This is a genomic window from Amycolatopsis sp. NPDC051045, from assembly GCF_040682955.1.
Taxonomy (GTDB): Bacteria; Actinomycetota; Actinomycetes; order Mycobacteriales; family Pseudonocardiaceae; genus Amycolatopsis.
The window spans coordinates 233,473-258,262 of record NZ_JBFBCC010000013.1; the positions used below are offsets into that span (position 1 = coordinate 233,473).

At 72.0% G+C, this 24,790-nt stretch carries 24 protein-coding genes; 12 read left to right on the top strand and 12 right to left on the bottom strand.

The window, feature by feature from the left end:
* Positions 1 to 44: 44 nt before the first annotated feature.
* Positions 45 to 1,556 (bottom strand): MDR family MFS transporter, encoded by a 1,512-nt coding sequence (locus AB0M80_RS28460; RefSeq protein WP_364571192.1) that lies wholly within the window; start codon positions 1,554 to 1,556, stop codon positions 45 to 47.
* A gap of 121 nt (positions 1,557 to 1,677) precedes the next feature.
* Here AB0M80_RS28460 and AB0M80_RS28465 point away from each other — a divergent pair, with 121 nt between their 5' ends.
* Positions 1,678 to 2,838, top strand: a complete 1,161-nt coding sequence (locus tag AB0M80_RS28465) for a DUF1015 family protein (protein ID WP_364571077.1) — start codon at positions 1,678 to 1,680, stop codon at positions 2,836 to 2,838.
* A 94-nt stretch (positions 2,839 to 2,932) separates the two neighbouring features.
* Here AB0M80_RS28465 and AB0M80_RS28470 read toward each other — a convergent pair whose 3' ends face one another.
* Complete coding sequence (locus AB0M80_RS28470) at positions 2,933 to 3,442, bottom strand: DinB family protein (RefSeq protein ID WP_364571079.1); 510 nt, start codon at positions 3,440 to 3,442, stop codon at positions 2,933 to 2,935.
* Between the two features lie 54 nt (positions 3,443 to 3,496).
* Between AB0M80_RS28470 and AB0M80_RS28475 the strand changes: the two genes are divergently transcribed.
* Both AB0M80_RS28475 and ligD read left to right on the top strand, forming a co-directional pair.
* Positions 3,497 to 4,615 carry an ATP-dependent DNA ligase gene (locus tag AB0M80_RS28475; protein ID WP_364571081.1) on the top strand — a complete coding sequence of 373 codons (1,119 nt, stop codon included), beginning with the start codon at positions 3,497 to 3,499 and terminating at the stop codon, positions 4,613 to 4,615.
* Positions 4,612 to 5,616 carry a non-homologous end-joining DNA ligase gene (gene ligD, locus AB0M80_RS28480; protein WP_364571083.1) on the top strand — a complete coding sequence of 335 codons (1,005 nt, stop codon included), beginning with the start codon at positions 4,612 to 4,614 and terminating at the stop codon, positions 5,614 to 5,616. Before AB0M80_RS28475 ends, ligD begins: the two co-directional genes overlap by 4 nt.
* Here ligD and AB0M80_RS28485 read toward each other — a convergent pair whose 3' ends face one another.
* Positions 5,617 to 6,762, bottom strand: coding sequence for a YbfB/YjiJ family MFS transporter (locus tag AB0M80_RS28485; RefSeq protein WP_364571085.1), 1,146 nt, complete (start codon positions 6,760 to 6,762; stop codon positions 5,617 to 5,619).
* A 92-nt stretch (positions 6,763 to 6,854) separates the two neighbouring features.
* Between AB0M80_RS28485 and AB0M80_RS28490 the strand changes: the two genes are divergently transcribed.
* Positions 6,855 to 7,415 (top strand): TetR/AcrR family transcriptional regulator, encoded by a 561-nt coding sequence (locus AB0M80_RS28490; protein ID WP_364571087.1) that lies wholly within the window; start codon positions 6,855 to 6,857, stop codon positions 7,413 to 7,415.
* Here AB0M80_RS28490 and AB0M80_RS28495 read toward each other — a convergent pair.
* The gene (locus tag AB0M80_RS28495) at positions 7,412 to 7,666 is read right to left on the bottom strand and encodes a hypothetical protein (protein WP_364571089.1); all 255 of its coding nucleotides are present in this window, start codon (positions 7,664 to 7,666) and stop codon (positions 7,412 to 7,414) included. The two genes, AB0M80_RS28490 and AB0M80_RS28495, sit on opposite strands and share 4 nt — an antisense overlap.
* A gap of 64 nt (positions 7,667 to 7,730) precedes the next feature.
* The gene (locus AB0M80_RS28500) at positions 7,731 to 8,753 is read right to left on the bottom strand and encodes a GTP-binding protein (RefSeq protein WP_364571091.1); all 1,023 of its coding nucleotides are present in this window, start codon (positions 8,751 to 8,753) and stop codon (positions 7,731 to 7,733) included.
* A gap of 462 nt (positions 8,754 to 9,215) precedes the next feature.
* Here AB0M80_RS28500 and AB0M80_RS28505 point away from each other — a divergent pair, with 462 nt between their 5' ends.
* The 3 genes from AB0M80_RS28505 (at position 9,216) to AB0M80_RS28515 (ending at position 12,296) form a co-directional block, all read left to right on the top strand.
* Positions 9,216 to 10,349: a nitric oxide synthase oxygenase gene (locus tag AB0M80_RS28505; protein WP_364571194.1), complete on the top strand. Its 1,134-nt coding sequence runs from the start codon at positions 9,216 to 9,218 to the stop codon at positions 10,347 to 10,349.
* Positions 10,350 to 10,428: 79 nt separating this feature from the next.
* Positions 10,429 to 10,935, top strand: a complete 507-nt coding sequence (locus AB0M80_RS28510; protein ID WP_364571093.1) for a flavodoxin domain-containing protein — start codon at positions 10,429 to 10,431, stop codon at positions 10,933 to 10,935.
* Positions 10,936 to 11,015: 80 nt separating this feature from the next.
* Positions 11,016 to 12,296: an MFS transporter gene (locus AB0M80_RS28515; RefSeq protein WP_364571095.1), complete on the top strand. Its 1,281-nt coding sequence runs from the start codon at positions 11,016 to 11,018 to the stop codon at positions 12,294 to 12,296.
* Between the two features lie 42 nt (positions 12,297 to 12,338).
* Here AB0M80_RS28515 and AB0M80_RS28520 read toward each other — a convergent pair whose 3' ends face one another.
* The 4 genes from AB0M80_RS28520 to AB0M80_RS28535 form a co-directional block, all read right to left on the bottom strand.
* Positions 12,339 to 13,487, bottom strand: a complete 1,149-nt coding sequence (locus AB0M80_RS28520; protein WP_364571097.1) for a hypothetical protein — start codon at positions 13,485 to 13,487, stop codon at positions 12,339 to 12,341.
* 74 nt (positions 13,488 to 13,561) lie between these two features.
* On the bottom strand, positions 13,562 to 14,014 hold the full coding sequence (locus AB0M80_RS28525; protein ID WP_364571099.1) for a hypothetical protein: 453 nt from the start codon (positions 14,012 to 14,014) through the stop codon (positions 13,562 to 13,564).
* Positions 14,015 to 14,055: 41 nt separating this feature from the next.
* Entirely contained in the window at positions 14,056 to 14,715 is a 660-nt protein-coding gene (locus AB0M80_RS28530) for a response regulator transcription factor (RefSeq protein WP_364571101.1), read from the bottom strand.
* Between the two features lie 9 nt (positions 14,716 to 14,724).
* Complete coding sequence (locus AB0M80_RS28535; protein WP_364571103.1) at positions 14,725 to 15,924, bottom strand: histidine kinase; 1,200 nt, start codon at positions 15,922 to 15,924, stop codon at positions 14,725 to 14,727.
* 169 nt (positions 15,925 to 16,093) lie between these two features.
* On the opposite strand from AB0M80_RS28535, the gene AB0M80_RS28540 reads away from it, so the two are divergent.
* The gene (locus AB0M80_RS28540) at positions 16,094 to 16,702 is read left to right on the top strand and encodes an MmpS family transport accessory protein (RefSeq protein ID WP_364571105.1); all 609 of its coding nucleotides are present in this window, start codon (positions 16,094 to 16,096) and stop codon (positions 16,700 to 16,702) included.
* Positions 16,703 to 16,787: 85 nt separating this feature from the next.
* Here the strand turns inward: AB0M80_RS28540 and AB0M80_RS28545 are convergent, their stop codons facing one another.
* Both AB0M80_RS28545 and AB0M80_RS28550 read right to left on the bottom strand, forming a co-directional pair.
* Positions 16,788 to 18,272 (bottom strand): sialidase family protein, encoded by a 1,485-nt coding sequence (locus tag AB0M80_RS28545; protein WP_364571107.1) that lies wholly within the window; start codon positions 18,270 to 18,272, stop codon positions 16,788 to 16,790.
* A gap of 121 nt (positions 18,273 to 18,393) precedes the next feature.
* Positions 18,394 to 19,362: a putative sulfate exporter family transporter gene (locus tag AB0M80_RS28550; protein WP_364571109.1), complete on the bottom strand. Its 969-nt coding sequence runs from the start codon at positions 19,360 to 19,362 to the stop codon at positions 18,394 to 18,396.
* 70 nt (positions 19,363 to 19,432) lie between these two features.
* Here AB0M80_RS28550 and AB0M80_RS28555 point away from each other — a divergent pair, with 70 nt between their 5' ends.
* The 3 genes from AB0M80_RS28555 to AB0M80_RS28565 all read left to right on the top strand — a co-directional run bounded on the left by AB0M80_RS28555 (position 19,433) and on the right by AB0M80_RS28565 (position 22,468).
* The gene (locus tag AB0M80_RS28555) at positions 19,433 to 20,335 is read left to right on the top strand and encodes a LysR family transcriptional regulator (RefSeq protein WP_364571111.1); all 903 of its coding nucleotides are present in this window, start codon (positions 19,433 to 19,435) and stop codon (positions 20,333 to 20,335) included.
* 178 nt (positions 20,336 to 20,513) lie between these two features.
* On the top strand, positions 20,514 to 21,308 hold the full coding sequence (locus AB0M80_RS28560; protein ID WP_364571113.1) for a PadR family transcriptional regulator: 795 nt from the start codon (positions 20,514 to 20,516) through the stop codon (positions 21,306 to 21,308).
* A 128-nt stretch (positions 21,309 to 21,436) separates the two neighbouring features.
* Positions 21,437 to 22,468, top strand: coding sequence for a class I SAM-dependent methyltransferase (locus AB0M80_RS28565; RefSeq protein WP_364571115.1), 1,032 nt, complete (start codon positions 21,437 to 21,439; stop codon positions 22,466 to 22,468).
* 1 nt (position 22,469) lies between these two features.
* On the opposite strand, the gene AB0M80_RS28570 is transcribed toward AB0M80_RS28565, so the two are convergent.
* A complete protein-coding gene (locus tag AB0M80_RS28570; RefSeq protein ID WP_364571117.1) occupies positions 22,470 to 23,789 on the bottom strand; it encodes a M14 family zinc carboxypeptidase in 1,320 nt (439 codons plus the stop codon).
* Between the two features lie 185 nt (positions 23,790 to 23,974).
* On the opposite strand from AB0M80_RS28570, the gene AB0M80_RS28575 reads away from it, so the two are divergent.
* Complete coding sequence (locus AB0M80_RS28575; protein ID WP_364571118.1) at positions 23,975 to 24,751, top strand: hypothetical protein; 777 nt, start codon at positions 23,975 to 23,977, stop codon at positions 24,749 to 24,751.
* The last annotated feature ends 39 nt before the right edge of the window (positions 24,752 to 24,790 follow it).

Genomic DNA, 24,790 nt, shown 5'->3' on the forward strand with positions numbered 1-24,790 from the left:
CGGCTTCGATGAGCGGAACGAGGTCGTCGTCCACCGTGGTCCGCCTAGAACTCCAGCTGCTCGGTCTTCCGCGGCATGAGCAGCAACGCCCCCACCGACAGCACGGCCACCGCCAACAACCCCAGGAACACGTAGTGCGTCGCCTCCGCCAGCGCCCCGCGCACGTACACCGCCGCCGGGGAATCGTCCGCGTGGCCACCCAGCACCAGGCTCGTCGCGTCCACCGAAGGCGGCAGGGGCCCCACCCCCGCCGGCGGGTTCGCGAACCTCGACGCCAGCGTCGCGTTGGCGATCGCCCCGAAGACCGCCGCCCCCACCGCGCTGCCCAACGACCGGCTGAACAGGTTCGTCGCCGTCACCACGCCTCGGCGGTCCCAGCCGACCACCGACTGGATCGCCACCAACGTCGGGCTCGCCGCCAACCCCAAACCCACACCGAGGACGAACGCCGCGAACGCCGCCGACCAGATCGACGAACCCGCTCCCAGCAGGGCCACCAGGACACCGCCCGCGATGATGAACACGCTGCCGATCAACGCCGTGTCGCGGAAGCCGATGCGCAGGTAGATCTTGCCCGCCAGGGACGCCGAGATGGGCCAGCCGACCGTCAGCGCCGCCACCGCGAACCCGGCCACCAGCGCGCCCGCGCCGAGCACCCCCTGCGCGTACGTCGGCAGGTACGACGTCAGTCCCATCAGGACCGCGCCGACCACCAGCGCCACCAGGTTGCCGCCCACCAGGACCCGGCGGGTGAACACCCACAGCGGCAGCACCGGCTCGGCCGCGCGCTTCTCCGCCAGCACGAACGCCACCAGCACCACCGCCCCGGCGACGAAGATCGCCACGCTCGGCAGGGATCCCCACGCCCACGCGACGCCGCCTTCGAGCAGCCCCAGGATCACCAGCGAACAGCCGATGGTGAGCAGCGCCGCGCCCAGGTAGTCGACCTTGTGCGGCTTGCGCTCCACGCGCTCGGCGAAATTGCGGAACAGCATCAGCGCGGCGATCGCGCCCAGCGGCAGGTTGATGAAGAAGATCCACCGCCAGTCCAGGTACTCGGCGAACACGCCGCCGAGCGTCGGGCCGATCACCGAAGCCACGCCCCAGACGCTGGCCACGTAGCCCTGCACCCGGGCGCGTTCCTCCACCGTGTAGAGGTCGCCGATCACCGTCATCGACATCGGCTGGATCGCGCCCGCCCCGATGCCCTGCACCGCGCGGGCGGCGATCAGCACCGGCATGCTCCACGCGGCGCCGCACAGCACCGAGCCGACCAGGAACGCGGCGATGCCGAAGAACATCACCGGGCGGCGGCCGAGCACGTCGGCGAACTTGCCGTAGAGCGGGACGGTGACCGCCTGGGTGAGCAGGTAGATCGAGAACAGCCACGGGAACTGCGCGAACCCGCCGAGATCGCGCACCACCGACGGCACGGCGGTCGCGATGATCGTGCTGTCCAGCGCGACCAGCGCCGTGCTGAGCATGACCGCGATCAGGACCGGGCCGCGCTCCGACCGGAAGCCGACCCCCTTCACGCTGGCGGCGGGCGTCGTCATCGGCGGCGTGCTCCTCGGGACGGTCATGACCGGAGTCAACTGCTTTGCAGCCCTAAGCATTCCATCCCCGCGGCACCGGCCCCAGCGAATTTCCGGGCCCCGGTGGCGCAAGATGGGCAGGATGAACGACTGGATCCGGCCGATCGGGCGGGGCTGGGTGGTCCGCGACGCGGTCCCCGGCCCCGACGTCGACGAGTTCGCCGAACCCGACCACGTGATCGCCGCGCTGGCCGCGCCCGGCGCCGCGGACAGCCTCCTGGCCGTGCAGCACCCCGCCCGCACGCCCGCGGCGCTGGCGCGGGGGCTCGGCCTGACCGCCGCCGTCCCGGTCGCCCGGGCCGTGCTCGAACGGCTGCGCAAGCGGTTCTACCGGCCGGTGCGCGACATCGTCGCGCCCTACCGCGTCGAGGGGCCGGACGGGGTGGCGCTCGGCCTGCTCTGCCTGGTCGACCCGGCGGCGGTGACCGACGACGGCGCCGCGCGCGTCCGCCACACCGAGGACGTCTACCCCGAGGTCGTGGCCGAACGGGCCGCCGTGCTCGCCGGGCTCGGCTGCGCGACCAGCGCGGCGCTGCTCGTCCCGGCCACCGGCGGCCCGGAGCTGACCGAGCAGGTCGAGCAGGCCTGCGCCGGGCTCGGCCTGCCCGATCTGTCCACTTCGGACGCGGCCGGCCGGCGCCACGACCTGTGGCTGGTGCCCGCGGGGCCCCTGCAGAGCCGGCTGCTGGCCGCGGTCGCCGGGACGGACCTGCTGGTCGCCGACGGCAACCACCGGGTGGCGGCCGCCACGGCGGCCGGCCACGGCGCGCTGCTCGCCCTGGTCACCGCGGGACCGGCGCTGAAGATCGGCGCGATCCACCGCGTCCTCACCGGCACCGGCCTCGGCCCGGAGGACCTGGTGTCGCGCTGGTGCGCGGCCGGCCTGGACGTCCGCTACGACGAGCACGCGGTGCCGGTCACCGGCGAGGCCGTCGTGCGCGCCGGTGACGCCGTGCTGCGGGTGCCGCTGCCGAAACGGGCCGGGCCGGAACCGGTGATCGACCACGAGGTCGTCGAGCGCGTGCTCTTCGCCGAAGCGCTCGGCGTCGACCCCGACGGGCCGTGCGTCCGCCCGCTCCCCGCGGGCCGCCCGCTGCCGCCGGACGCGGACGCCGTGGTGCTGCTGGCCCCCGTGAGCTACGCCGACGTCCTGGCCGTGCACGCGGCCGGCCGCCGGATGCCGCGGAAGGCCACCTACTTCACGCCGAAGCCGCGCAGCGGGCTCGTCCTGGCGGAGCTTTAGCGGGCGTCCCACCAGTCAGGACCCGGGTGGCGGACAGGTCGCGCTCCACCTGCCGGCGTAGGGCCGGAGTCGCGCAACCAGGCGAGCACGTCCACTACGCCCCCGTGACGCCGTCGATGGCCTCCCGCAGGAAGTCGGCGTGGCCGTTGTGCCGGGCGTACTCGTGGATCATGTGCAGCATCACCAGCCGCAGCGAGACGTCTTCGCCCCAGCGCGGCTGGTGACCGGTGACGTCCAGGGACTCGGCCGCTTCTTCGATCTTGCGCGACTGCTCGACCTCGGCCTGCCAGGCCTCGAAGGCCTCCGAACGCGTCGCCGAGCTCGTGTCGTAGGCGGCCTGGAAGTCGTTGGCGACGGCCGACCACACCATCGGGACGTCTTCGGCGTTGATCACCCGCCGGAACCAGGTGCGCTCGACCTCGGCCATGTGCCGGACCAGGGCGAGCAGCGAAAGCGTCGACGGCGGGCTGGCGGCCCGGCGGAGGTCCTCGTCGGACAGCCCGTCGCACTTCATGGCGAGGGTGGCGCGGTGGAAGTCGAGGAAGGTGCGCAGCATTTCGCGCTCGCCTCCGGTCAGGGGCGGCGCGGGGCGCTCGGTAGTCACGCGACAGTGTCTATCACGCCCGGAAATGTCGTACCGGTGTTTTAAGCTCGCGCGGTGGACTTGCCCGTGATGCCGCCGGTGCGGCCGATGCTCGCGAAAGCCGTGCACGCCGTGCCGCGTGCGCCCGGGCTGCTGTACGAGCCCAAGTGGGACGGGTTCCGCTGCATCGTCTTCCGCGACGGCGACGAGATCGTGCTCGGCTCCCGCAACGACCGCCCGCTGACCCGCTACTTCCCGGAGCTGGTGGAGCTGCTGGCCGCCGCCCTGCCGCCCCGCTGCGTCGTGGACGGCGAGATCGTGCTGGTCACGCCCGCGGGGCTCGACTTCGAGGTGCTGCAGCTGCGGCTGCACCCGGCCGCGTCGCGCGTGCGCAAGCTCGCCGAAGAGACGCCGGCCAGCTTCATCGCCTTCGACCTGCTCGCCCTGGGCGACACCGACTTCACCGAGGAGCCCTTCCGCGAGCGGCGCAAGCAGCTCGAAAGCATTCTGAGCACCGCGGCCGAAGGGCTGCAACGCGTCCACTTGACGCCGCTGAGCGACGACCCGGCGCAGGCGGAGGACTGGTTCACCCGGTTCGAGGGCGCGGGCTTCGACGGCGTCATGGCCAAGCCCGCCGACCTGCCCTACGAGCAGGACAAGCGCGTCATGCTGAAGGTCAAGCACGAGCGCACGGCCGATTGCGTCGTCACCGGGTTCCGCTGGCACAAGGACGGCGCCGGTGTCGGCTCGCTGCTGCTCGGGCTGTTCGACGACGACGGCGTCCTGCACCACGTCGGGGTGGCCAGCAGTTTCACCAAGGCACGCCGGGCCGAGCTGGTCGAGGAGCTGGCGCCGCTGCGGGAGAACGCGCTCGAGAACCACCCGTGGCGGTCCTGGGCCGAGTCTCATGCCGCCTCCGCGGGGGAGAGCACGTCGGCGGGATACGAGCCCGAGCCGGGACGGCAGCCGGGCGCGAACAGCCGGTGGGCGCCGCAGAAGGACCTGTCGTGGGAGCCGCTGCGCCCGGAATGGGTGGCGGAGGTCCGCTACGAGCACCTGCAGGGCGGCCGGTTGCGGCACGGCGGGCGCCTGGTCCGCTTCCGGCCCGACCGCACGCCGGAGTCCTGCACGTACGCCCAGCTCGAGGAAGCACCGCCCGCCGAGCTCGCGAAGCTGTTCGGGGAGGCTCGGTGAGCGAGGCGATGATGCTCGACGTCGACGGCGTCGAGGTCAAGATCAGCAGCCCGGACAAGGTCTACTTCCCGGAGCGCGGCGAGACGAAGCTCGACCTCGTCGAGTACTACCGGGCGATCTCCGGGCCGCTGCTGGCCCGGCTCGGCGGGCGCCCGCTGCTGCTGGAGCGCTACCCGGACGGCGCCGGCGGCAAGAACTGGTACCAGAAACGCGTGCCCAAGGGCACGCCGCCGTGGCTGACCACCACCGTCGTCTCGACGCCGAACGGCACGACGAGCGACGCGCTGGTGGCCAAGGACCTCGCCCACATCCTCTGGGCGGTGAACCTCGGCTGCCTGGGCTTCCACGTCTGGCCCTACCGCGCGGAGACCCCCGAGGTCACCGACGAACTGCGCATCGACCTCGACCCGTCGCCCGGGATCGGCTTCGACGAGCTGCGCGAGGCCGCGGTGCTGACCAGGGAGTTCCTGGCCGAGCACGGCATCGAAGGCCACTTGAAGACGTCGGGCTCGCGGGGGCTGCACCTGTACGTGCTGCTCGAACCCCGCTGGGACGGCTTCCAGGTGCGGGCCGCCGCGGTCGCGCTGGCGCGTGCCCTCGAACGCCGTCACCCGGAGAAGATCACCGTGCAGTGGTGGAAGGAAGAACGCGGCTCCCGCGTGTTCGTCGACTTCAACCAGAACGCCCCGCACAAGACGGTGTTCGGCACCTGGTGCGTGCGCCCGCGCGTCGGCGGCCAGGTGTCCACCCCGATCGGCTGGGACGAGCTGGACACCGTCGAGCCCGGCACGCTGACGCTCAGCACGGTGCCCGCGCGGGTGGCCGAGCGCGGCGATCCGTGGGCCGACGCGGGGGAGCGGCCCCAGTCGATGGAGCCGCTGCTGGAGATGTCCGCACGGGACATGGCGAACGGGCTGATGGACGCGCCGTGGCCGCCGGTCTACCCGAAGATGCCCAACGAGCCGCCGCGGGTCGCGCCGAGCCGCGCGAAGAAGACGTGATCAGGGCGGCCCGAGGCGGCGGTGCAGCTGGCTCCACGCCGTGAGCGCCACCAGCGCGGTCAGCCCGAACACCGCCGCGGACCCGATGCCCGCAGCCGCCGCGCCGGCCACCGGTGCGGCCGCGGTCTGGCCGACGCCGAGCCCGGCGAACGACCACGTGATGCCCCGGGCCGGCCGCGCGGGGAGCAGGCGCGCGGCCCAGAGGATGCACAGCCCGGTCAGTGCCATGTAGGTGCTGCCGAACAGCGCGCTGGAGAGCAGGGCCGCGGGCACGCCCGGACTCGGCAGGGCCAGGAGGCCGATGCCCGCCGCCGCCAGCGTCCACGTCACGAGGTTGACCGTCCGCAGGCCCGCGTGCTCGGCCGCCCGCCCGGCCAGGCCGCCGAGCAGCCCGGCCACGCCGATCGTGCACCAGCACCAGGTCGCGGCCACCGGGCTCAGGCCGGCTTCGGCGAGCCGGGAACTGGAGAACGTCCAGTACGGCGCGCTCGTCGCGCCGACCAGGACGGAGTTGACCACCAGCGGAGCCATCCCGCGGACGGGGGCGGTCTCCGCCGCGACGCCGTCGGTTCCGGGCGAGCGCGGCACCGTCCGCCAGGCGATCAGGGTCACCGCCACGCCGAGGGCGGCGAACGCCGACCAGATCACCGGCCAGCCGAACGCCAGCAGGGGGGTGAACGCCGAGGCGGCCAGCCCGAGGCCGGTCCCGGTGTTGGCCCAGGTCTGCGCCCGGGTGCGGGTGCGCGCCCCGACCGTCTCGCCGATCAGCTGGGCGACGCCCGGCGAGACGAGTCCCGCGCCGGCCCCCGCGACGACGATCCCGGCGCCGAACACCGCGACGTGCGGGGCCAGCGCCATGAGCCCGAGCCCGGCCGTCGCCGACGCCGCGGCCAGCAGCACGGTGCCGCGCGCCGACCGCGCGGAAGTCCTCGGGGCGAGCAGCAACCCGAGGCCGTACCCCGCGGTGGACAGGCCGCCGAGCACGCCGACGCCGACCGTCGTGAGCCCGAACGTCTCGCTGAACCGCGGCACGAACGGCCCGTACGCGTAGCGCGCGAACCCGTAGCAGAGGGCGATCACGACGGCGCCGATCGCGGCCGTCGACCGCCACTGGGCTGCCGTCTTTTCCTCCGTTCCGGTCACCATGCCCTCCACCAAACAGACAGGTCTGTCTGGTGTCAAGTGGTGGTAGGATCACCGCAGGAAGCAAGCCATACCGAGTTGTCCGGAGGAGTGCGGTGGCCCGGACCCGTCCCGGCGATGCGGGCGCGAAGCTGCTCAAGGCCGCGTCGACGTTGTTCTACCGCGACGGCATCCACGCCGTGGGTGTCGACACGGTGGCGGCCGAAGCGGGCGTGACGAAGGCGGCGCTCTACGGCAACTTCGGCTCCAAGAGCCGGCTCGTCGTCGCGTACCTGCGGGAGCGCGATCGGCGGTGGCAGGAGGAGATCGACCGGATCACCGCCGCGCACGCCGATCCGCGGGAGCGGGTGCTGGCGGTGTTCGACGCCTACGAGGCCTGGCTGTCCCGCGACGGCTACCGGGGCTGCGCCTTCCTGAACGCGACGTCGGAGTTCCCCGACCCCGCCGACCCGGTCCGCGAGGTGGTCCGCCACCACAAGACCGCGCTGCGCGGCTACCTGCTGGCGCAGCTCCGGCGCGGCGAGCCCGGACGCGCCGACACGCTGGCCGACGAGCTGATGCTCCTGCTGGAGGGGGCGGCGGTCACGTCGGTGGTCGCCCAGGGGCCCCAGCCGTTCGACACGGCGAAGCGGCTCGCGCAGACCTTGATCGCCTAGACCTGCAGGTCGAGGGCGAGCTGGCCCCGGTCCTCGCCGACCCCGGACAGCGTCGCGACGCACGCGGGACACGGCGTCACGTCGGACGTGGCCAAATCCAGGGGTTTCCAGCTGCGGGATTCCCGCTCGCCGCAGGCCGAACGCCGGTAGCGGAGGTCGCCGGAGCGGGTCATCAGGTGGGCCAGGGGGACGTCTTCGGGCAGCACGCCGACCAGGTACCAGCGTGGTGCGCTCACCGCGGTGGTCGTCATGGCCGTCAGTGTCCGTCGCGGTGGCCGGGGCGGGAGCGCATTTGCCGATCTTCGGCGTGGCGCCTCAGGTCTCGTCGGGCAGGTAGCGCAGGACGTGCAGCAGGCCGCGCTCGTCGACGGCGCCGGGGTCTTCGGCCAGGCAGCGGCCCAGGTCGGCGAGCACGGCGCCGGTGTCGATCCCGGCGCCGATCAGCACCAGCTCGGTCCGCCGGGGCTCGCCCGGTGGCCACGCCGACCGCTCCAGCTGCACGAATCCGCCGACGGTGTGCAGGTGGAAGCGCGACTTGGGGCCGGTGGGCCCGAAGTCGGCCCGGCCCTTCATCCGGTACAGCCCGGCCGGGCGCCGTTCGAGGAACTCGACGAAGGCGCGCGGCGCGAGCGGGGTTGCGGCGGTGAACGTGACGCTCTGGTACTCGGCGTGCAGGTGCCGCGAGTGGTGGTCGTCCTCGCGCAGGTCGTCGAACGACAGCTGGCCGGCCCGCTCGCCGCGGGGTTCGGGGTCGAAGAACAGCCGCGGGTCGACCCGGCCGTGCGCGGTGACCAGCAGTGGCCGGCCCGGCGCCAGCTCTTCGACGGTCGCGGTGAGCTTCGCGAGCGCCTCGGCGGGCACCCGGTCGGCTTTGTTGAGCACCACGAGGTCGGCCAGCCGCAGGTGGTCGGCCAGCTCGGGGTGGCGTTCGCGGGCGGCGTCGAACTCCGCGGCGTCCACCACCTCGGCGAGGCCGCCGTAGCGGATGTCGGGGTTCTCGCTGGCGATCATCAGCCGGATGAGGTCGCGCGGCTCGGCGATGCCGCTGGCTTCGACGACGATGACGTCGATGCCCGCCTCGGCGCTCGACAGCTTCGCGAGCATCGCGTCCAGCCCGCTCGCGTCGACGGCACAGCACAGGCAGCCGTTGCCGAGCGAAACCATCGTGTCGACCTGGCCGGCGACGGCGAGCGCATCGACGTTCACCTGGCCGAAGTCGTTGACCACGACGCCGACCCGGGCGCCCTCCCGGTTGGCGAGCAGGTGGTTGAGCAGTGTCGTCTTGCCCGCGCCGAGGAACCCGGCGACGAGGACCACGGGGATGCGCCTGGCGCTCACGAAACGTCCTTCCTCCGGCCGATCACCGCGACCCTAACGCCGGGGCCCGCGCCGCCCATACACGGGTGACCGCCGCCGGTGAAGGCCGTTCGGCGAATGCCCACGAAAAGACGCAGGCGGCCGCGCGGGAAAGGATCACGCGAATTTCGCCACCCGAAGTGATCGATTGACGGAGAATGCGCTGTGCCATGTCCGAATAACGCTTGGTAGCAGTTGTTCTTTCGGTATTTCCCTTGGTTGCGGCCGAATTCCGGGACGGCCGTGACGTCGTTCACGACTGGCGGAGCACGCTTCGCGGAACGTGGGGTATCCTCCCCCGCCTGGCCGGACTTCCCAGGGCAGTGGGAACTTCGGGCCGCCAGTGTCGTCGGCGACCTTCGGAGGAACCGTGAACCTTTTCGTCGGGATGCAGATCACGATTTCGGAGAGTGGGGTGGCACGGTGACCGTTACGCCCGAGCGGGTGACGCCCTCGCTGCCGCTTTACCCCCAGCGCGTGTCGGGGGAGCAGAGCGTCGAATCCGCGGAAGCGGAGGAATTCCTCGACCGGATGTTCGCCGAAGGTGCCGCGGAGGAGGGCGAGCGGTTCGAGACCCGGCTCGCCGAGGTTCGCGCGGAAATCCAGGAAACCGGGACCTACCGGCACACCGCGGCCGAACTGGCGTACGGCGCGCGCGTCGCGTGGCGCAACTCGGCGCGCTGCATCGGCAGGCTGTACTGGCGCAGCCTCCGGATCCGGGACCGGCGCCGGGTCACCGGACCCGCCGCGATCGCCGGCGAATGCGTCGCCCACCTCCGTCAGGTCACCCGGGGCGGGCGGATCCGGCCGACGGTCACCGTCTTCGCGCCCGACGCCCCGGGCGCGCCGGGGCCGCGTATCCACAACGAGCAGCTCATCCGCTACGCCGGGTACCGCTTCGAAGACGGGTCGGTCCTCGGCGACCCGCGCTACACCGAGTTCACCGAGCAGGTGCGAAGACTCGGCTGGCGCCCACCGGAGCGCAGAGGGTCCTTCGACGTCCTTCCCCTGCTGATCGAGGCCGAACCCGGCGAGCCACGGCTGTTCACGCTCCCGCCGGACGCCGTCCTCGAGGTGCCGCTGACCCACCCCGACCACCGCTGGTTCGCCGGGCTGGGCCTGCGCTGGCACGCCGTGCCGGCGATCAGCAACATGCCGCTGGAGATCGGCGGCGTCACCTACCCGGCCGCGCCGTTCAACGGCTGGTACCTCGGCACCGAGGTCGGCGCGCGGAACCTGGCCGACGAGCAGCGCTACGACCTGCTGCCGGTCATCGCCGAGCTGATGGGCCTGGACACCGCGTCCGAGCGCACGCTGTGGCGCGACCGGGCGCTGGTCGAGCTGACGCTGGCGGTGCAGCATTCGTTCGACGCGGCCGGCGTCACCATGGCCGACCACCACACCGAATCGCACCGGTTCCTGGCCCACGTGGAGCGCGAGGAGCGGGCCGGGCGCCGGTGTCCCGCGGACTGGAGCTGGATCGTGCCGCCCCTGTCCGGCGGGCAGACCGCGGTCTTCCACCGCTACTACGACGAACCCGATCCCGCGCAGCGACCGGCGTTCCTGCCGCCGGGGTGAGCAGCGTGGGAACGCCCGTTCGGCGGATCGTGACCGGTCCGTGGAGCAATCCGGCCCGTGAGGGCCGACAATGGGGCATATGACCGCAGTCCTCGTCGCCTACGCCGGGCGTCACGGCGGAACCCGGCAGATCGCCGAGGTCATCGCCGCCGAACTCGGTGAAACGGGCCTGACCGTCGAGGTGCGCGACGCCGCCGACGTGGCCGGCGTCGAGGACTACGCCGCGGTCGTCGTCGGCAGCGCCCTGTACTACCACCGATGGCGGCCCGAGGCCGTCCGGCTGCTGGAGCGCAACGCCCGGGCGCTCGCCGAGCGTCCGGTGTGGCTGTTCCACAGCGGGCCGTGCGGCCCCGGCGCGGCCACGCACCAGGTCAGCCTGCCGGCGAACGTGGCGCTGCTGGCCGCGCGCATCGACGCGGAGCGCACGGCCACCTTCGGCGGCAAGCTGGACCCGGCGACCGTGCGCGGCCTGATCCCGAAGCTGCTGGCGTCCGGCCGGCGCGGCGGCGACTTCCGCGACTGGGACCGGATCAAGGCGTGGGCCCGGGACGTCGGCCGCCGGGTCCGCACCCGCGTCGCGCTCTGAATGTTCTTGCCCGCTTCGGGCGGTGGATGCTAAACCGTGCCTGAAGTCTTCCGGTGGGAAACCGACGGAACGGGGCGAACGTGACGGATCGGCCGGCAAGGAAAGCGCTTACTTCCGGTCAGCGGAACGCGTTCCTCGCGGCGCTGCTCGGCTGGAGCATGGACTCGTTCGACTACTTCCTCGTCGTCTTCGTCCTGGCGGACATCGCGAAGGACCGCTCGTTCGGCGCGACGGCGACGCAGCTGGCGTTCATCACGACGGCGACGCTGGTGATGCGCCCGGTGGGCGCGCTCCTGTTCGGCCTGTGGGCCGACCGGGTCGGCCGCCGGATCCCGCTGATGGCCGACGTCCTGCTGTACTCGGTGGCCGGTCTGCTGTGCGCGTTCGCCCCGAACTACACCGTGCTGCTTGTCCTGCGGTTCGTCTACGGCATCGGCATGGGCGGCGAGTGGGGCCTGGGCGCGGCGCTGGCGATGGAGAAGATCCCGGTGGCGCGCCGCGGGTTCTTCTCGGGCCTGCTGCAGGTGGGTTATTCGATCGGCTACCTGCTGGCGGCGCTGGCGTACCTGCTGTTCCACTCGGCGCTCGGCCTGCAGTGGCGCTGGATCTTCGTGCTGAGCATCTTCCCGGCCCTGATCAGCCTGCTGATCCGGGCGCGCGTCCGCGAGTCGGAGGTGTGGGAGGCCGCGCGGGAGAAGCTGAAGGTGACGCGGACGTCGGTCAAGGACGTGCTGCTGAACCCGAAGGTGATCCGCCGCTTCGGCTACCTGATCCTGCTGATGACGGCGTTCAACTGGATGAGCCACGGCACCCAGGACGTCTACCCGAGCTTCCTGAAGGCCCACGAAAACGGCGGCGCCGGCCTGAGCGCGGCGGCGAGCACGTGGATAGCGGTGCTGTACAACATCGGAGCCATCATCGGCGGGTTGACGTTCGGCACGTTGTCGGAGCGGCTGGGCCGCCGCCGCACGATCGTGACGGCGGCGGTGCTGGGCCTGCCGGTGGTCCCGATCTTCGCGGTCGACCACGGGGCGGGCATGCTGGCCCTGGGTTCGTTCCTGATGCAGATCATGGTCCAGGGCGCGTGGGGCGTGATCCCGGCGCACCTGACGGAGATGTCCCCGGACGCGATCCGCGGGTTCTACCCGGGAGTGACCTACCAGCTGGGCAACCTCCTGGCGGCGCTGAACCTCCCGATCCAGCAGGCGATCGCGGAATCCCACGGCTACACGTCGGCTTTGGTGTGGACGGTGGTCCCGGGGTTGATCGCGGTGGCGGTGTTGACGGCGATCGGGAAGGAGGCGAAGGGCATCAAGTTCGGCGAGTCCGCGGTGGCTTCTGCACCGGCGGGATCGAAGTAACCAGTCGAATCAGGATCCGGGGCCCGATTCGGGACTTTCGAGCTACTCGGCGAATACTCCCCTGGCCTCGGCCCATTCCAGGATCACTGTGGCACTCTTCTTCTGGCCACTTCGTTCGGCATATTCCAGGAGGGAACTGGCGCGTGGTTCCAGGTACAGCAGGGTCGCGGCGATCGCAGTCCGGCTGTCGCTGTCGATCGCGTGGTGAAGCAGTCCGGTGAGATGATCGGCGGTGGCGCTTGGTGCGATCACTGCCATGATCGAAAGGATCGCCCCCGTTTGGTTGTGATCGATGGCGAAGGCGGCGAGAGCTTCGAGTGTTTCCCACTGACCTCGGGCGGAGAGGGCGCCGGCCAGCGCGAGGCCTGCTACTCCGTCCGCCATTCTGATTGCCTCGCGGGCAAGATCGGAAAGGTCTCCAAACCTGCTGTTGGCGGAGAGGGTTGCCGCAGCGGCAACCATGACTTCCCCATGCCGGATCTGGGCGGCGTCGTGGAACATCTCTTTGAGCTGGGAGAACCGCCCCATCTTGCCGATCACGATGGCCACTATCCCCAGCGCCACGGAATCGCCCGCCTCGGAGGCGCGCCGGAAACACTTCTCGGCCACCTCGAACCGCCCGGCTCGGTAGGCGCCCATGCCGATCGCTGTGACCCCTTGGTCGGAACTCAGCGAAAACAAAGTGTCCCAAGTGCTGTCGGGGATCGGCGAGCCGCCCAGCGGGCTGGTGCCTTCCTGCGCCTGGTCGACCAGGTAGTCGGAGGCCAGGTAGGCGCCGTCGCTTCGGGGCTGCAAGCAGGAACTGGCGCCCAGCACCGGCCGGGCCGCCCAAGCCAGGCCTTCGGAAACCGGCGGGAGATCGGGGCGGTCGCACCACGGCGCGGCTAGGTAGCTGCGGCACAACTCGGCGAGCGTCGCGCTCGGAACGGCCTCGGCATAGCCCGCCCGCCGGCAGTCGACTGCTGCGCTGATCACTGCCTGGCCGACATAGAACAGCGGGCTGTCGCCGATGGACCACCGCTGCAGCATCGGCGTCCCCGCCGCCAGGTACTCCGCGAACCCTTCGGAGGCCGTCAGCGCCCGGCCGATGCGTGGGTCACCCGACTTTGCGGCTCTCGCGCGCTCCTGCTCGGCCTCGGTCAAGTGCTGGTTGATCGCGATCAGGTGGCTCGGCGGGATGCTCGCGATCAAATCCGCTGCCGCCTTGTTGATCGCTCCCTCGGTGGTGCGGAAGGCGGCGAGTTCGTGGTCGCGGATCGTGGCGATCAGACACGCCGAGGGAGCCAGTCATGACCGGGACGCAACCGCCGCACAGCCTCGGCCGCCGCCCGGCTCTTGCCCGCGGCGGCGCGGCCGTGCAGCAGCACCAGACCGCCGCTCGCGATCGCCCACTCCAGGTCCTCGTCCCGGTCGCGCGGCACGTACCGGGGGAGGTCCCGGCCTTCGGGGTCGAACGTGTCCACCGCCCGCTTGACCCGCAACGCCAGCAAAGACACGTCGGCAACCTTCGGCAACCGATCGCCATCGAGGTGAAGAGCCCGTCCTGCACAGACACTCTGCGAGACGACAGGTTTTCGGCGCCGCAGTTCGACCACCGAGAAACCGACCGCCACGACAGCAGCCAGCCAGCTGAGTGCTTCGAGCGTCCGCCGAACCGCGCCGCCGTCGGCCACCAGCCAGCTCAGCCAGCCCAGCCGGAGCGCCGCCACGACCGCCACCGGGACGAGGACGGCCGCACCTCGGCGGACCCAGCGGGGACTCACGGCGTGACGAGTGCGGCTTCGTAGGCGAAGATCGTCAGCTGGACCCGGTTGCTCACGTCCAGCTTCGCGAACGTCCGCGTGATGTGCGTCTTCACCGTCGCCTCGCTGAGGAACAGCTCGGCCGCGATCTCCGCGTTCGGCTTGCCCTGCGCGACCGCCGTGACGATCTGGCGTTCGCGGTCGCTCAGCATCGCCAGCTTCGCCTGGGCGTGAGTGCGCCGCGGGTGGACGCGCGCCGCCACGAACTGGCCGATCAGCTGCTTCGTCGTGCGGGGCGACAGCATCGCGTCGCCGTTCGCCACCGCCCGGACGCCTTCGATGATCTCCTGCGGCGAGCCCTCTTTGAGCAGGAAACCGCTCGCACCCGCCGCCAGCGCCTCGAACACGTACTCGTCGAGGTCGAACGTCGTCAGGATCAGGACCTTCGGCGGCCGGGGCCGGGCCAGCACCGCCGCCGTGGCGACGAGGCCGTTCATGCGGCGCATCCGGATGTCCATGATCACCACGTCCGGTGCGTGCCGGGCGACCTGCTCGACCGCTTCGTCGCCGTCGCCCGCCTGCGCGACCACCTGCAGATCGGGCGCGCTGGCCAGGATCATGGACAGCCCGGTGCGGACCAGCGGGTCGTCGTCGACGAGCAGTACGCGCACGCTCACCCGCCCATGCTAGGGCGCCGGTGCCACCCACGGCAGCCAGGCCCGCAGCGCGAACGTCCGCTCGTCGGCCGGGCCGGCCGACAGCCCGCCGCCGAGCAGGGAAATCCGCTCGTTGACGCCGGTGAGCCCGGTGCCCGATCCCGGCGACGGCACCGGGTGCGGCGGCAGCGGGTTGAGGACCTCGAGGGACAACCCGGCTCCCGGGCCCCCGCGCACCGTCACCTCCGCGGGCGCTCCCGGTGCGTGCCGCAGGACGTTGGTCAGGGCCTCCTGGAGGATCCGGTAGGCCGCCGTGGCGAGGGGGGCCGGCGCCGCCGACGCCTGGTCGAGCAGGATGGTCACGTTGACGGCCAGGCCGGCCTGCCGCGCGCCGGTGATCAGGTCGGGGATGTCGGTCAGCGCCGGCTGGGGCGGCTCCGCGGGCCCGCCGGACGCCCGGTCGGCGAAGCCGGCGCCGCGCAGGATGCCGATCACCTGACGCAGGTCGTCGAGCGACTGCGGGGCGGTGGTCCGCACGGTCTTGGCCGCCTCCGCGGCGTCCGGCGTCGTGGTGGCGGTGACCTCCAGGGCGCCGGCCTGCAGCGAAAGCAGGGACAGCCGGTGCCCGAGGACGTCGTGCATTTCGCGGGCGATCCGCGCCTGCTCCTCCCGGCGGGCCACCTGGTCGCGCAGGGCCGCCTCTTCGGCGGCCAGGCGCCGCTTCTCGGTGAGGCTGTACCGGACGATCCCCAGGGTGAGCGGGACCGCCGTGTAGACCGCTGCGGTGACGACGACGCCGATCAGCTTGGCACCGATCGTCTCGGTCGAGATCCAGGCCTCGGCCAGCGACATGTCCTGGTACCGGCCCGCGTCGCGCCACACCGCGAGCCCGGTCGCGGCGAACACGAGCGCCGCCGCGCTCCAGCGCCACCAGCCGGTGAAGCGGCTCACGAGCGCGGCAAGGGCGATCAACGCGGCCAGCGAGTCGGCCACCAGCAGCAACGGTGGCACCACCGCGACGCCCGTCACCACCAGGGGCCAGCGCCACCGCCAGACCAGCAGGATCGACGCGCCGATCCCGAGCAGCCAGCCGAGTACCGCGGCGGCCGTCACGTGCAGTTCGTCGGTACCGGGCAGGCTGATCTCCAGCGACACGTTCACGATGCCCGTCACCAGGCTCGCGGTGACCGCCAGCACGGTGCAGACCACACCCAGCACGGACCGTCCCATGGGGGTCAGCGTACGAGGTGGCCACCGCGTCCCCATCAGCCGTTCCGCTGGTTCACGCGGGCGCCGGTGACGACTTTCGTCGTACGGGGTCGAGGCCTTCCGGCGACGCGGGCGGGGCCGCGTGGCTGGTTTTCTGCTCGCCGTCCAGCAGAGGTGAAAGGAAACCCCGATGACCGACCACACCCAGCTCCAGCCGCAAGCGGTTCCCCAGGCCGCGCCGCCGCGCAACGGCCTCGGCACGGCGGGGTTCGTCCTCGGCCTGCTCGGGCTGGTGTTCTCGCCGATCCCGATCGTCGGCGTCATCGCCTGGCCGCTGGCGGTGCTCGGCCTGATCCTGTCGGCGGTCGGCATCGCCAGAGTGCGCGCCGGGAAGGCGACCAACAAGGGGCTCTCGATCGCCGGCGTCGTCGTGTCGGTGCTCGGCCTGCTCGTGAGCATCCTGTGGGTGGTCGTGATCGGCAAGGCGATCGGCGACGTCAACGAGCAGGCCACCCAGCACCACACCATCACCTACGAAGTGAGCGGCGACGCGAAGGCCGTCGACATCGAATACAGCACCTTCGACCGGAACACGATCCTGATCAACACCGAGGTGGCGGCCGCGGTGCCGTGGACCAAGACCGTCGAAGCCACGGGGTTCCTCGCCGGGGCGCAGTTCACCGCGACCGCCGGGCCGGACGGCGGCTCGGTCGGCTGCAAGGTCGTCGTCGACGGCAAGGAGGCCAAGACCGCGACCGCGGCCGGGCCCGGGGCGTCCGCGAGCTGCACCGGCTTCTGAACCGCCCGTGCCGCCCGGGCGAGGGGCCGGGCGGCACGGGGGAGGGGTGGGACCCCGCCGGGGGGCGGGTCCCCCCTGTCGTGGGTCAGCTGCAGTGCTCGAACTCGCTGTTGAAGGACTCGCCCCCGGTCGAGCCGCCCCACTTCACGCACTTGTCCGCGGCGACCGCCGAGACCGGGCCGGCGAAGTAGGAGAACGAGCCGGAGTCCGTGACCCGTGCCGAGCCCTTGACCTCCAGGTAGGCCGAGGTCGCGGTGGCCGTCCCGGCGGACGCCCTCTTCATCGTGCTGACGCAGTTCTTGCCGTTGGCAGCGTTGTAGGACAGGTAAGCCGTGCCCGCCGTGCCGAGCGGCTGCGATTCGATCACGGTGTAGCCGCCGCCGCAGGCCGGCGCGCCGAGCGCGGCTTCGGTGACCGTGGCGTAGCGGATCGAGTTGCGGTATTCGCCCCCCGTTCCTGCTTCGAAGATCACTCCGGCCGACGACTCGGACAGCGGAACCATGTCCGAGTACGCCGCGTCCTGGCCCCACACGAGCAAGCTGCCGGCGGTGCCGGTCCAGTTGGCGCCCTCGTCGAACGACGAGTGGATCCGGAATTCCTTGCGTTCGCCGCAGAGGGACGGCGCGGCGAACAGGAGGCGGTTGTACTTGCCGCCGGTGTCGGTGGCGCTCATGCGGCCCGTCGACCCCTCGACGACCGAGGTGACGAGGTCGGTGGCGAAGGTGAAGTTCTGGCTGAAGGTCTCGGCGCCGTCCGAGCTGATCGCGAACGCCCGGTTGCGCGTTCCGTCGGCCAGGCACCGGTTACCGTCGTTCGCCTGGTTGCGGGCCGCGGCGTAGACCCGGCCGTCGTTGAGTTCGGTGACGCTGATCTCCTGCGGGTTCATCGCACTCGACGTCGGCTTGTCCTTGGCGCCGAGGTGCCAGGTGCTGCCCTTGTCGTCGCTGTAGATCAGAGCGCCGATGTTCGAGTAGCTCATCCCGGCGACGAGCCGGCCCGCGTGGGCGCCGCGCGTCAGCACGATCCCGTGGGACGGCCCGGTGGCCAGCCAGTCGGGCGCGGTCGAGAAGCCGAGTTCCGAGGTCAGCGTCTTCGGCGTGCCCCACGTCTTCCCGTTGTCGTCGCTGATGGACACGCGCGGGACCCGGTTGCAGTCGGGACTGGTGAAGCACTGCATGGTCGACAGCAGCACGATCCGGTTGCTGTTCGGGATGACGATCGGCGCGGGGTTGCCCTTCACATCACCGAACGCGGTGATGACGGTTTTCAGCTCTCCCCACGTCTTGCCGCCGTCGATGGAGCGCTTCATCACGAGGTCGATCTTGCCGAGGTCGTTGCACCAGCTGGCGCCGCCGTTGCGGCCTTCGGCGAAGGCGAGCAGGTCGCCGTTGTTCGCCTTGACGATGGTGGGGATGCGATAACAGTCATGGTCGTCAGTGTTCCTGGCGAACACCACCGAGCTGGCCACGTCGGCCTGCGCCGTCGCGGCGCCGATGGCGGCCGGAACGGCGACGGCCGCGCACCCCAGCAGGCCGGCCAGCAGGCCTTGGGCGATACGGGCGAACTTCACGGTGGAGACTCCCTACGGGTTCGTTCTACGTCCTATGTCTTGGGCAGAAGCGTCGACCCGGCCCGTACAAGAGCTGTACAACCCCGCGTATAACGAACTATACGTGTCCGGAAGGAAAAATTCAGGTGAACGCGGCCAGGGTGCCGAACCCGGTCGCCACCACCAAAAGCGTGGACAGCAAGCCCAGCAGCAGCGCCCGTCCGCCCCCGCGCAGCAACGCGCCGAGCCGGACGGCGCAGCCCAGCCCGAACAGCGCGCCCGCGAGCAGGAGCGTCGACGCGGTTTTCGCGACGTCGAGCACGACCGCGGGGACGAGCCCGGTGCTCCGGACGGCGACCATCGCGAGGAAGCCGAGGACGAACACCGGCACGAGCGGAGCGTGCCCGGCGTGGCGGCCGCGTTCGGTGGCGCCGACGAGCGCGACCACGGGAGCGAGCAGAACGACGCGGCTGAGTTTCACCACGACCGCGATCCCGGTCGCGGCGGCGCCCGCCGGCCCGGCCGCCGCGACGACCTGGGCGACCTCGTGCACCGAGATCCCCGCCCAGCTGCCGGTCCGGCGGGCGTCGAGGTCGAGGGCGCGAGCGAGCAGGGGAAGGACGGCCAACGTGAAGCTGCCGTAGCAGGTGACGAGCGCGACGGCGGTGGCGACGTCTTCGTCGTCGCGCTCGATCACGCCTTCCACGGCGGCGATCGCCGAGGCGCCGCAGATCGAAAAGCCGGTGGCGACCAGCAGGGCGAGCCCGCGCGGGACCCGGACCAGCCGGGCCAGGCCGAGCGTGCCGAGGAAGGTGACCGCGACGGTCAGCACCACGGCGGCGAGCGTGCCGGGGCCGAGCGCGAGCACCGTGGGGACGGCGAGCTGGAGCCCGAGCAGGACGACGCCCGCGCGCAGCAGGCGTTTCGTGACACCGGCGACGGCCCGGCGGTGTTCCGCGGTCAGGACGGGGGTGCTCCCGGCAGCGACGCCCAGTACCACCGCGACGGTGAGCGCGCCGGCCACCGGCCACGCCGAGCTGAGTGCGTACGCCGCGGCGACGCCGAGCCCGGTGATCGCGAGACCGGATGATTTCGCCGACATCAGTGCCATGCGTCCAGCGTCGCCGGTTCCCGGCGTGCGCGGTAGCCGGTGGTCGGTGGTGAGGTCATAGACTGAAGCTATGACCGGACCCGACCTGGACTCGCTGCGGCTGCTGGTGCTCGTCGACGACCTCGGCAGCATCGGCCAGGCGGCCGGAGCGCTCGGCATCGCCCAGCCGTCGGCGAGCAACCGGCTGTCCACTTTGGAGCGTCAGCTGGGACTGTCCCTGGTGGACCGGACCCGGCGTGGCTCGGTGCTGACCCCGGACGGCCGGGTGATCGCGGGCTGGGCCCACCGGGTGCTGACCGAAGTGGACGGCCTGCGCACCGGCGCGGAGGCCCTGCGCACCCAGCGCGGCGCACAGCTGCGGGTGGCGGCGAGCATGACGCTCGCCGAGCACTTCGTGCCGGTCTGGATCGGCGAAGTCAAGCGGAGCGGGCCGGACACCTACGTCGGGCTCGAGGTGGTGAACTCCGAGCAGGTCGCCGATCTGGTCGCGCGGGGCCGGGTGGACCTGGGCTTCGTCGAGTCCCCGGGGCCGTGGCCGGGACTGGCCACGCGCCGCGTCGCGGTGGACCGGCTCGTCGTCGTGGTCCCGGCCGGGCACGCCTGGGCCCGGCGGCGCCGCCCGCTGACGGCGGCGGAGCTGGCCGCGACGCCCCTGGTGGTGCGGGAGCCGGGTTCGGGAACCCGCGAGACGGTCGAGGCGGCGTTGCGCCGGGCCGGGGCGGGCCCGGTGAGGCCGTTGCTGGAGCTGGGGTCGGCGTCGGCGGTGCGCAACGCGGTGATCGCGGGGGCCGGGCCGGCGGTGATCAGCGACCTCGACGTGGTGCGCGAGGTGGCGGGCCGGCGGTTGGTGCCGGTGGCGGTGGCGGGGGTGGAACTGGGCCGCGTGCTGCGGGCGGTGTGGCCGGCAGGACGGCGCTTGACCGGCCCGGCGGCGGAGCTGCTGGCGTTGGCGGTGAGGTCCGGGACGGCGTGAGTCGGGTGGCCTCGGGCCCGCGGCCGGTCGGCGGCGAGTGCCGGTGCGGGCGGAAGCGGCTTGCCCGAGTGGCCCGGTCTGGTGGCCAACTTGGTCCTTCGCCCGACGGCGGGTGGGTTGCCGTCGATCGAGCGGCGATATATCGTGTGAATGTCGCCGATACGATGAGGAGGTCATCATGGAGATGAGCGCGGGAGCAGGACGGATCTTCGCCGGGTTCGGGGGGCCCTTCGGTCACCATCACCCCGGACACCCGGAGCACCCCGGCCACCCGGAGCACGCCGTGCCGGGACACGAAGACTGGGCCGGTGGCCCGGAGCTGGCGCGCGGGGGCCCGCCGCACCCACCCCACCCGCCGCAGCCTCCGGGGGGTCCCGGCGGGCCCGGCTTCCCCGGGTTTCCCGGGTTTCCCGGGTTCCCGGGCGGGCCGGGGTCGTTCGGCGGGCCGGGCGGCTGGTCCGGCGGCGGCGGGCCCTTCCAGCGGGTGCGGGAGTTCCGCGGCGGGCGCCCGGCGGCCCGTCCGGTGCGGCCGGCCGTGCTGGCGCTGCTGGCCGAGGAACCCAGGCACGGCTACCAGCTGATGCAGGAGATCCGGCGCCGCACCCACGACCGGTGGCGGCCCAGCCCGGGGTCGGTCTACCCGATCCTGCAGCAGCTGGAGGACGAAGGCCTGGTCCACACGGTCGAGACGGCCGGGCGCCGGGTCGCCGAGCTGACCGACGCCGGGCGGGAGCACGTCGCCGGGCGCGAGGCGGAGTTCGCCGCGCTGTGGGAGGAACCCGAGGAAGAGCCGGGTGCCGACCGCTTCGCCGCGCTGTGGCACGCGCTGGGGGAGCTGTCCGGCGCGGCCGCCCAGGTCGGCTACAGCGGCACGGAGGCGCAGGTCGCCGAGGTGAAGAAGATCCTCGCCGACGCGCGCCGACGCGTCTACGCGGTGCTCGCCGACGCCGGCCTGGAGGACGAGGACGCCTGACGGGCTCGCCGTCCCGGCTCCGAGGGGCCCCGCACCTCCTGACCAAAGCCGGGGTACGGTCCACCAGCCCGCGTCCGGCCGGATCGTCCACATCGGACGGTCCGGCCCGGGGGGTAAGCTCGGGCCGCATGGAGGAGAAGGACTTCGCCGCGCACCTGACGGAGATCATGACCGGCAGCGCGCTCACCATGCTGATCGGGCTCGGTCACCGCACCGGGCTCTTCGCGGCGGCCGCTCGCGGCCCCGCCACCAGCGCCGGGCTCGCCGAACGCGCCGGGCTTCAGGAACGCTACGTCCGCGAATGGCTCGGCGCCATGGTCACCGGCGGGGTCTTCACCTACGACGACGGGGAGTACACCTTCCCGCCGGAGCACGCGAAGTTCCTGCTCGGCGAGACGGCGTCGAACCTGATGCCGTCCCTGCTGACGCTGTCGGCGTTCACCGGCATCCTGCCCGACCTGGAACGCGCGTTCGCCGAAGGCGGCGGCGTCCCGCGGTCGGCGTACGGGCCCCACCTCGAGACCCTGGGTGCGAAAACCGGGGACAGCTGGAAACACACCTACCGCGAGCACCTGGTGGACGGCTTCTTCGGCGCGGTTCCGGGGCTGACGGAACGGCTCACGGCCGGGGCGCGCGTGCTCGACCTGGGCTGCGGCACCGGCCACGCGATCGCGGTCGCCGCCCGCGCGTTCCCCGCGTCCCGCTTCACCGGCCTGGACCTCAACGCGAGCGTCGTCGAGCAGGCGCGGGAAAACCGGCTGCCGAACGCCGAGTTCGTCGTCGGCGACGCCGCCGAGCTGACCGCCGACCCGCCCTACGACGTGATCACCGCGTTCGACGCGATCCACGACCAGGACCGCCCCGACGTCGTGCTGCGCCGGATCCGCGGCGCGCTGGCGCCGGACGGCCTGTTCTTCATGGTCGACACCAACTTCTCCAGCCACGTGGCGGAGAACGTCGGCAACCCGCTGGCCGCCCTGACCTACTCGATCAGCCTGATGTACTGCACGACGACGTCGCTGGCGGAGGGCGGCGCCGCGCTGGGGGCCGTGTGGGGCACGGAAACGGCGTCGGAAATGCTCGCGGACGCGGGGTTCCGGCACGTCGAAGTGCTCGGTTCCCCGCGCCCGCAGAACTGCATCTACGCCTGCCGCCCGTGAATCACTGCTGGTACGGCGCCGCGGCGGCCTTCGCGGCGGTGATCAGCGCGCCCTTGTTCTTCGGCCAGAAGGTGCTGTCGACGCAGGTGTAGCGCGGCAGGAAGCCACCGCAGGTGCCGCTCGAGCCGCCGACCTCGAACGTCACGCTGGCGACGCCGAGTTCGCCGTAGGTGAAGTCGTCGGTGGTGCCGCTCGTGTCGTACCCGACGGTTTCCTCGTTGGTGCCGACGAGGTAGCCGTTCGACGCGGAGTACTTCGCGCCGAGCTTGCGGTACTGCGCGTCGTTCGGCGAAGTGGCCTGGGTGAAGCCCCACGGGATGATGATGTCGTTGCCGTAGCTGTGCAGCGTGATCATCGTGCCCTTGGCGGTCGCGGGCGCCGGGTCGTTGTTGCCGGTGCCGCGCTGGTCCGGGAAGATCGCGCGGGCCAGCTTCTCCAGCGCCTGCACCTCGGGCTCGGAACCCGCGCTCACGCCCTGGTAGGTCTCGGCACAGGCGGAGTTGGAGTCGCCACCCCACTTGAACGTCGAGTTCCGGTTGAGGTCGACGCCGATGTTCGTGCCGCTGCAGCCGCCCCGGGAGTTGTTCGCGTTCTTGCGCTGCAGCTTCGGCGAGTTCCCGCCCGAGGCGACGATGTCGACGCCGTCGGGGTTGGCGATCGGCACCACCCACACCTCGGTGGTGTCCAGAATGGACTTGGCCGTGGTGTCGGTGGCGTAGCCGTCGGCGAGGTAGTCGATCCAGCGCCAGGCGAGCTCGCCGGTGGACAGCTCGCGCGCGTGGATCTGGGCCACCAGGAAGAACTTCGGCTTCGTCGACGTCGTCGACAGCGTGCAGTCGCCGGCCTGCTTCTTGGTCAGGCAGAGGGCCTGGACGTCGTGGCCGCCTTGGCCCTTCGTCTTCTTCCACGACTGGCCGATCGTGTACTTCGTGGCCAGGTCGGGGTGCGCCGAGGCGACCTGCGCGACGTGGTTTTCGTGGGCGGTGACGGTCCGGTACCCGCCGTAGTAGGTGTCCGCGGCCAGGCTGTTCGTCCGGGCGGGCAGTTCCTTGTAGACGGTGTCGAAGAACGAGGGTCGGTAGCCGAGCGCCCGCAGCTTCCCGGCGACGGCCTGACCGCCGACGACGTTGACGCTGCCGGCATCCCCCTCTTCGACGTCGAAGCCGGCCGCGGCCAGCGCCTGCGCCTGGGCGGCGGTGGCCGGGACGCGCCAGAACACCGGCGTGTCCGCGGCCTGTGCGGTGGCCGTGCCGCCGAGCAGGGTGGTGAGCAGGACACCGGCCGCCGCGCACGCGAGCCGGGACAGGGACCTTGACGCCATCGGGTGATCTCCTCACGGCCGCACGGATGGACGTCCGGTGGGGACCGCGAGCCCACGGTCACCGTACCGGCACGCACAGTGTGTCGGCCCGGGGTAAACGGGCCATACCCCCGAAAGTCGCGAAACCGCCCGGCGGCGACCCCGGCGGCCGTATCATGAGTGGCCCGGACCACGAGGGGGTCGGCGTGATCGAGCCGCTCTACGTCGATCAAGCGCGGTTGGACGAGTACTACTCACAAGTCGTGACCAAGCCGAAGGTGCGGCGAGTGCCGACCTACACGATCAGCGCGGGACTCAGCCCGTCGGTCGGGCTCCAAGGAGCGGTGACCCAGGTTCCCGTCGGGCTCGCCGAGAAGCTGGAGACCGTCTGCGCGTACCTGGGTGGCCAGGACGTCCTCGGTCTGACCCGGCCGAGCATCCACGACTCGTGGGACAACGCGTCGCCCGACCCCGACCTGCCCGAACCCGTATGGACCGAGCTGCGGAGGACGTTTCGCCGGGAGACGTGCGAAGTCCGGAGCCTGTTGCTGCCCCCTCCCGACGGCGCCGCCGCCGGAACGAAAGGCCTGGCGCTCTGGATCTCGGCCCGCCCGCTCGAACTCGAGACCGGCACCGGCGGCGACCGGGAGATCGGCGCCCTCTACCTCCTCCCGAACTTCCCGGAGCCGGACGGGCCGGCCCGCTACGTCTCCGGTCTTTCTCTGCTCGCCATGCTCTACGAACTGGAGCTGCCCCGGCTCGCGGCCGGACTGGAGCAGTTCGCCGACGACAGTGGCCGGCGGCCGTGCCGCGGGACAAGGAACACCCGGGGAGCCCGGCTGCAGGACCTGGTCGAACTCGGGAAGTGGGGGCCGCCCAAGATGGTCGACGTCCTGTACCGCATCCGTGCGTCCTTCATGGACAGCGACGACGACTTCCGGGTCACCACCATCGCCTATCCCATCGCCATGCTGCGCGCCTAGGAGACGCCGGAGGGCGGCACTCCCCGCGGGAAGTGCCGC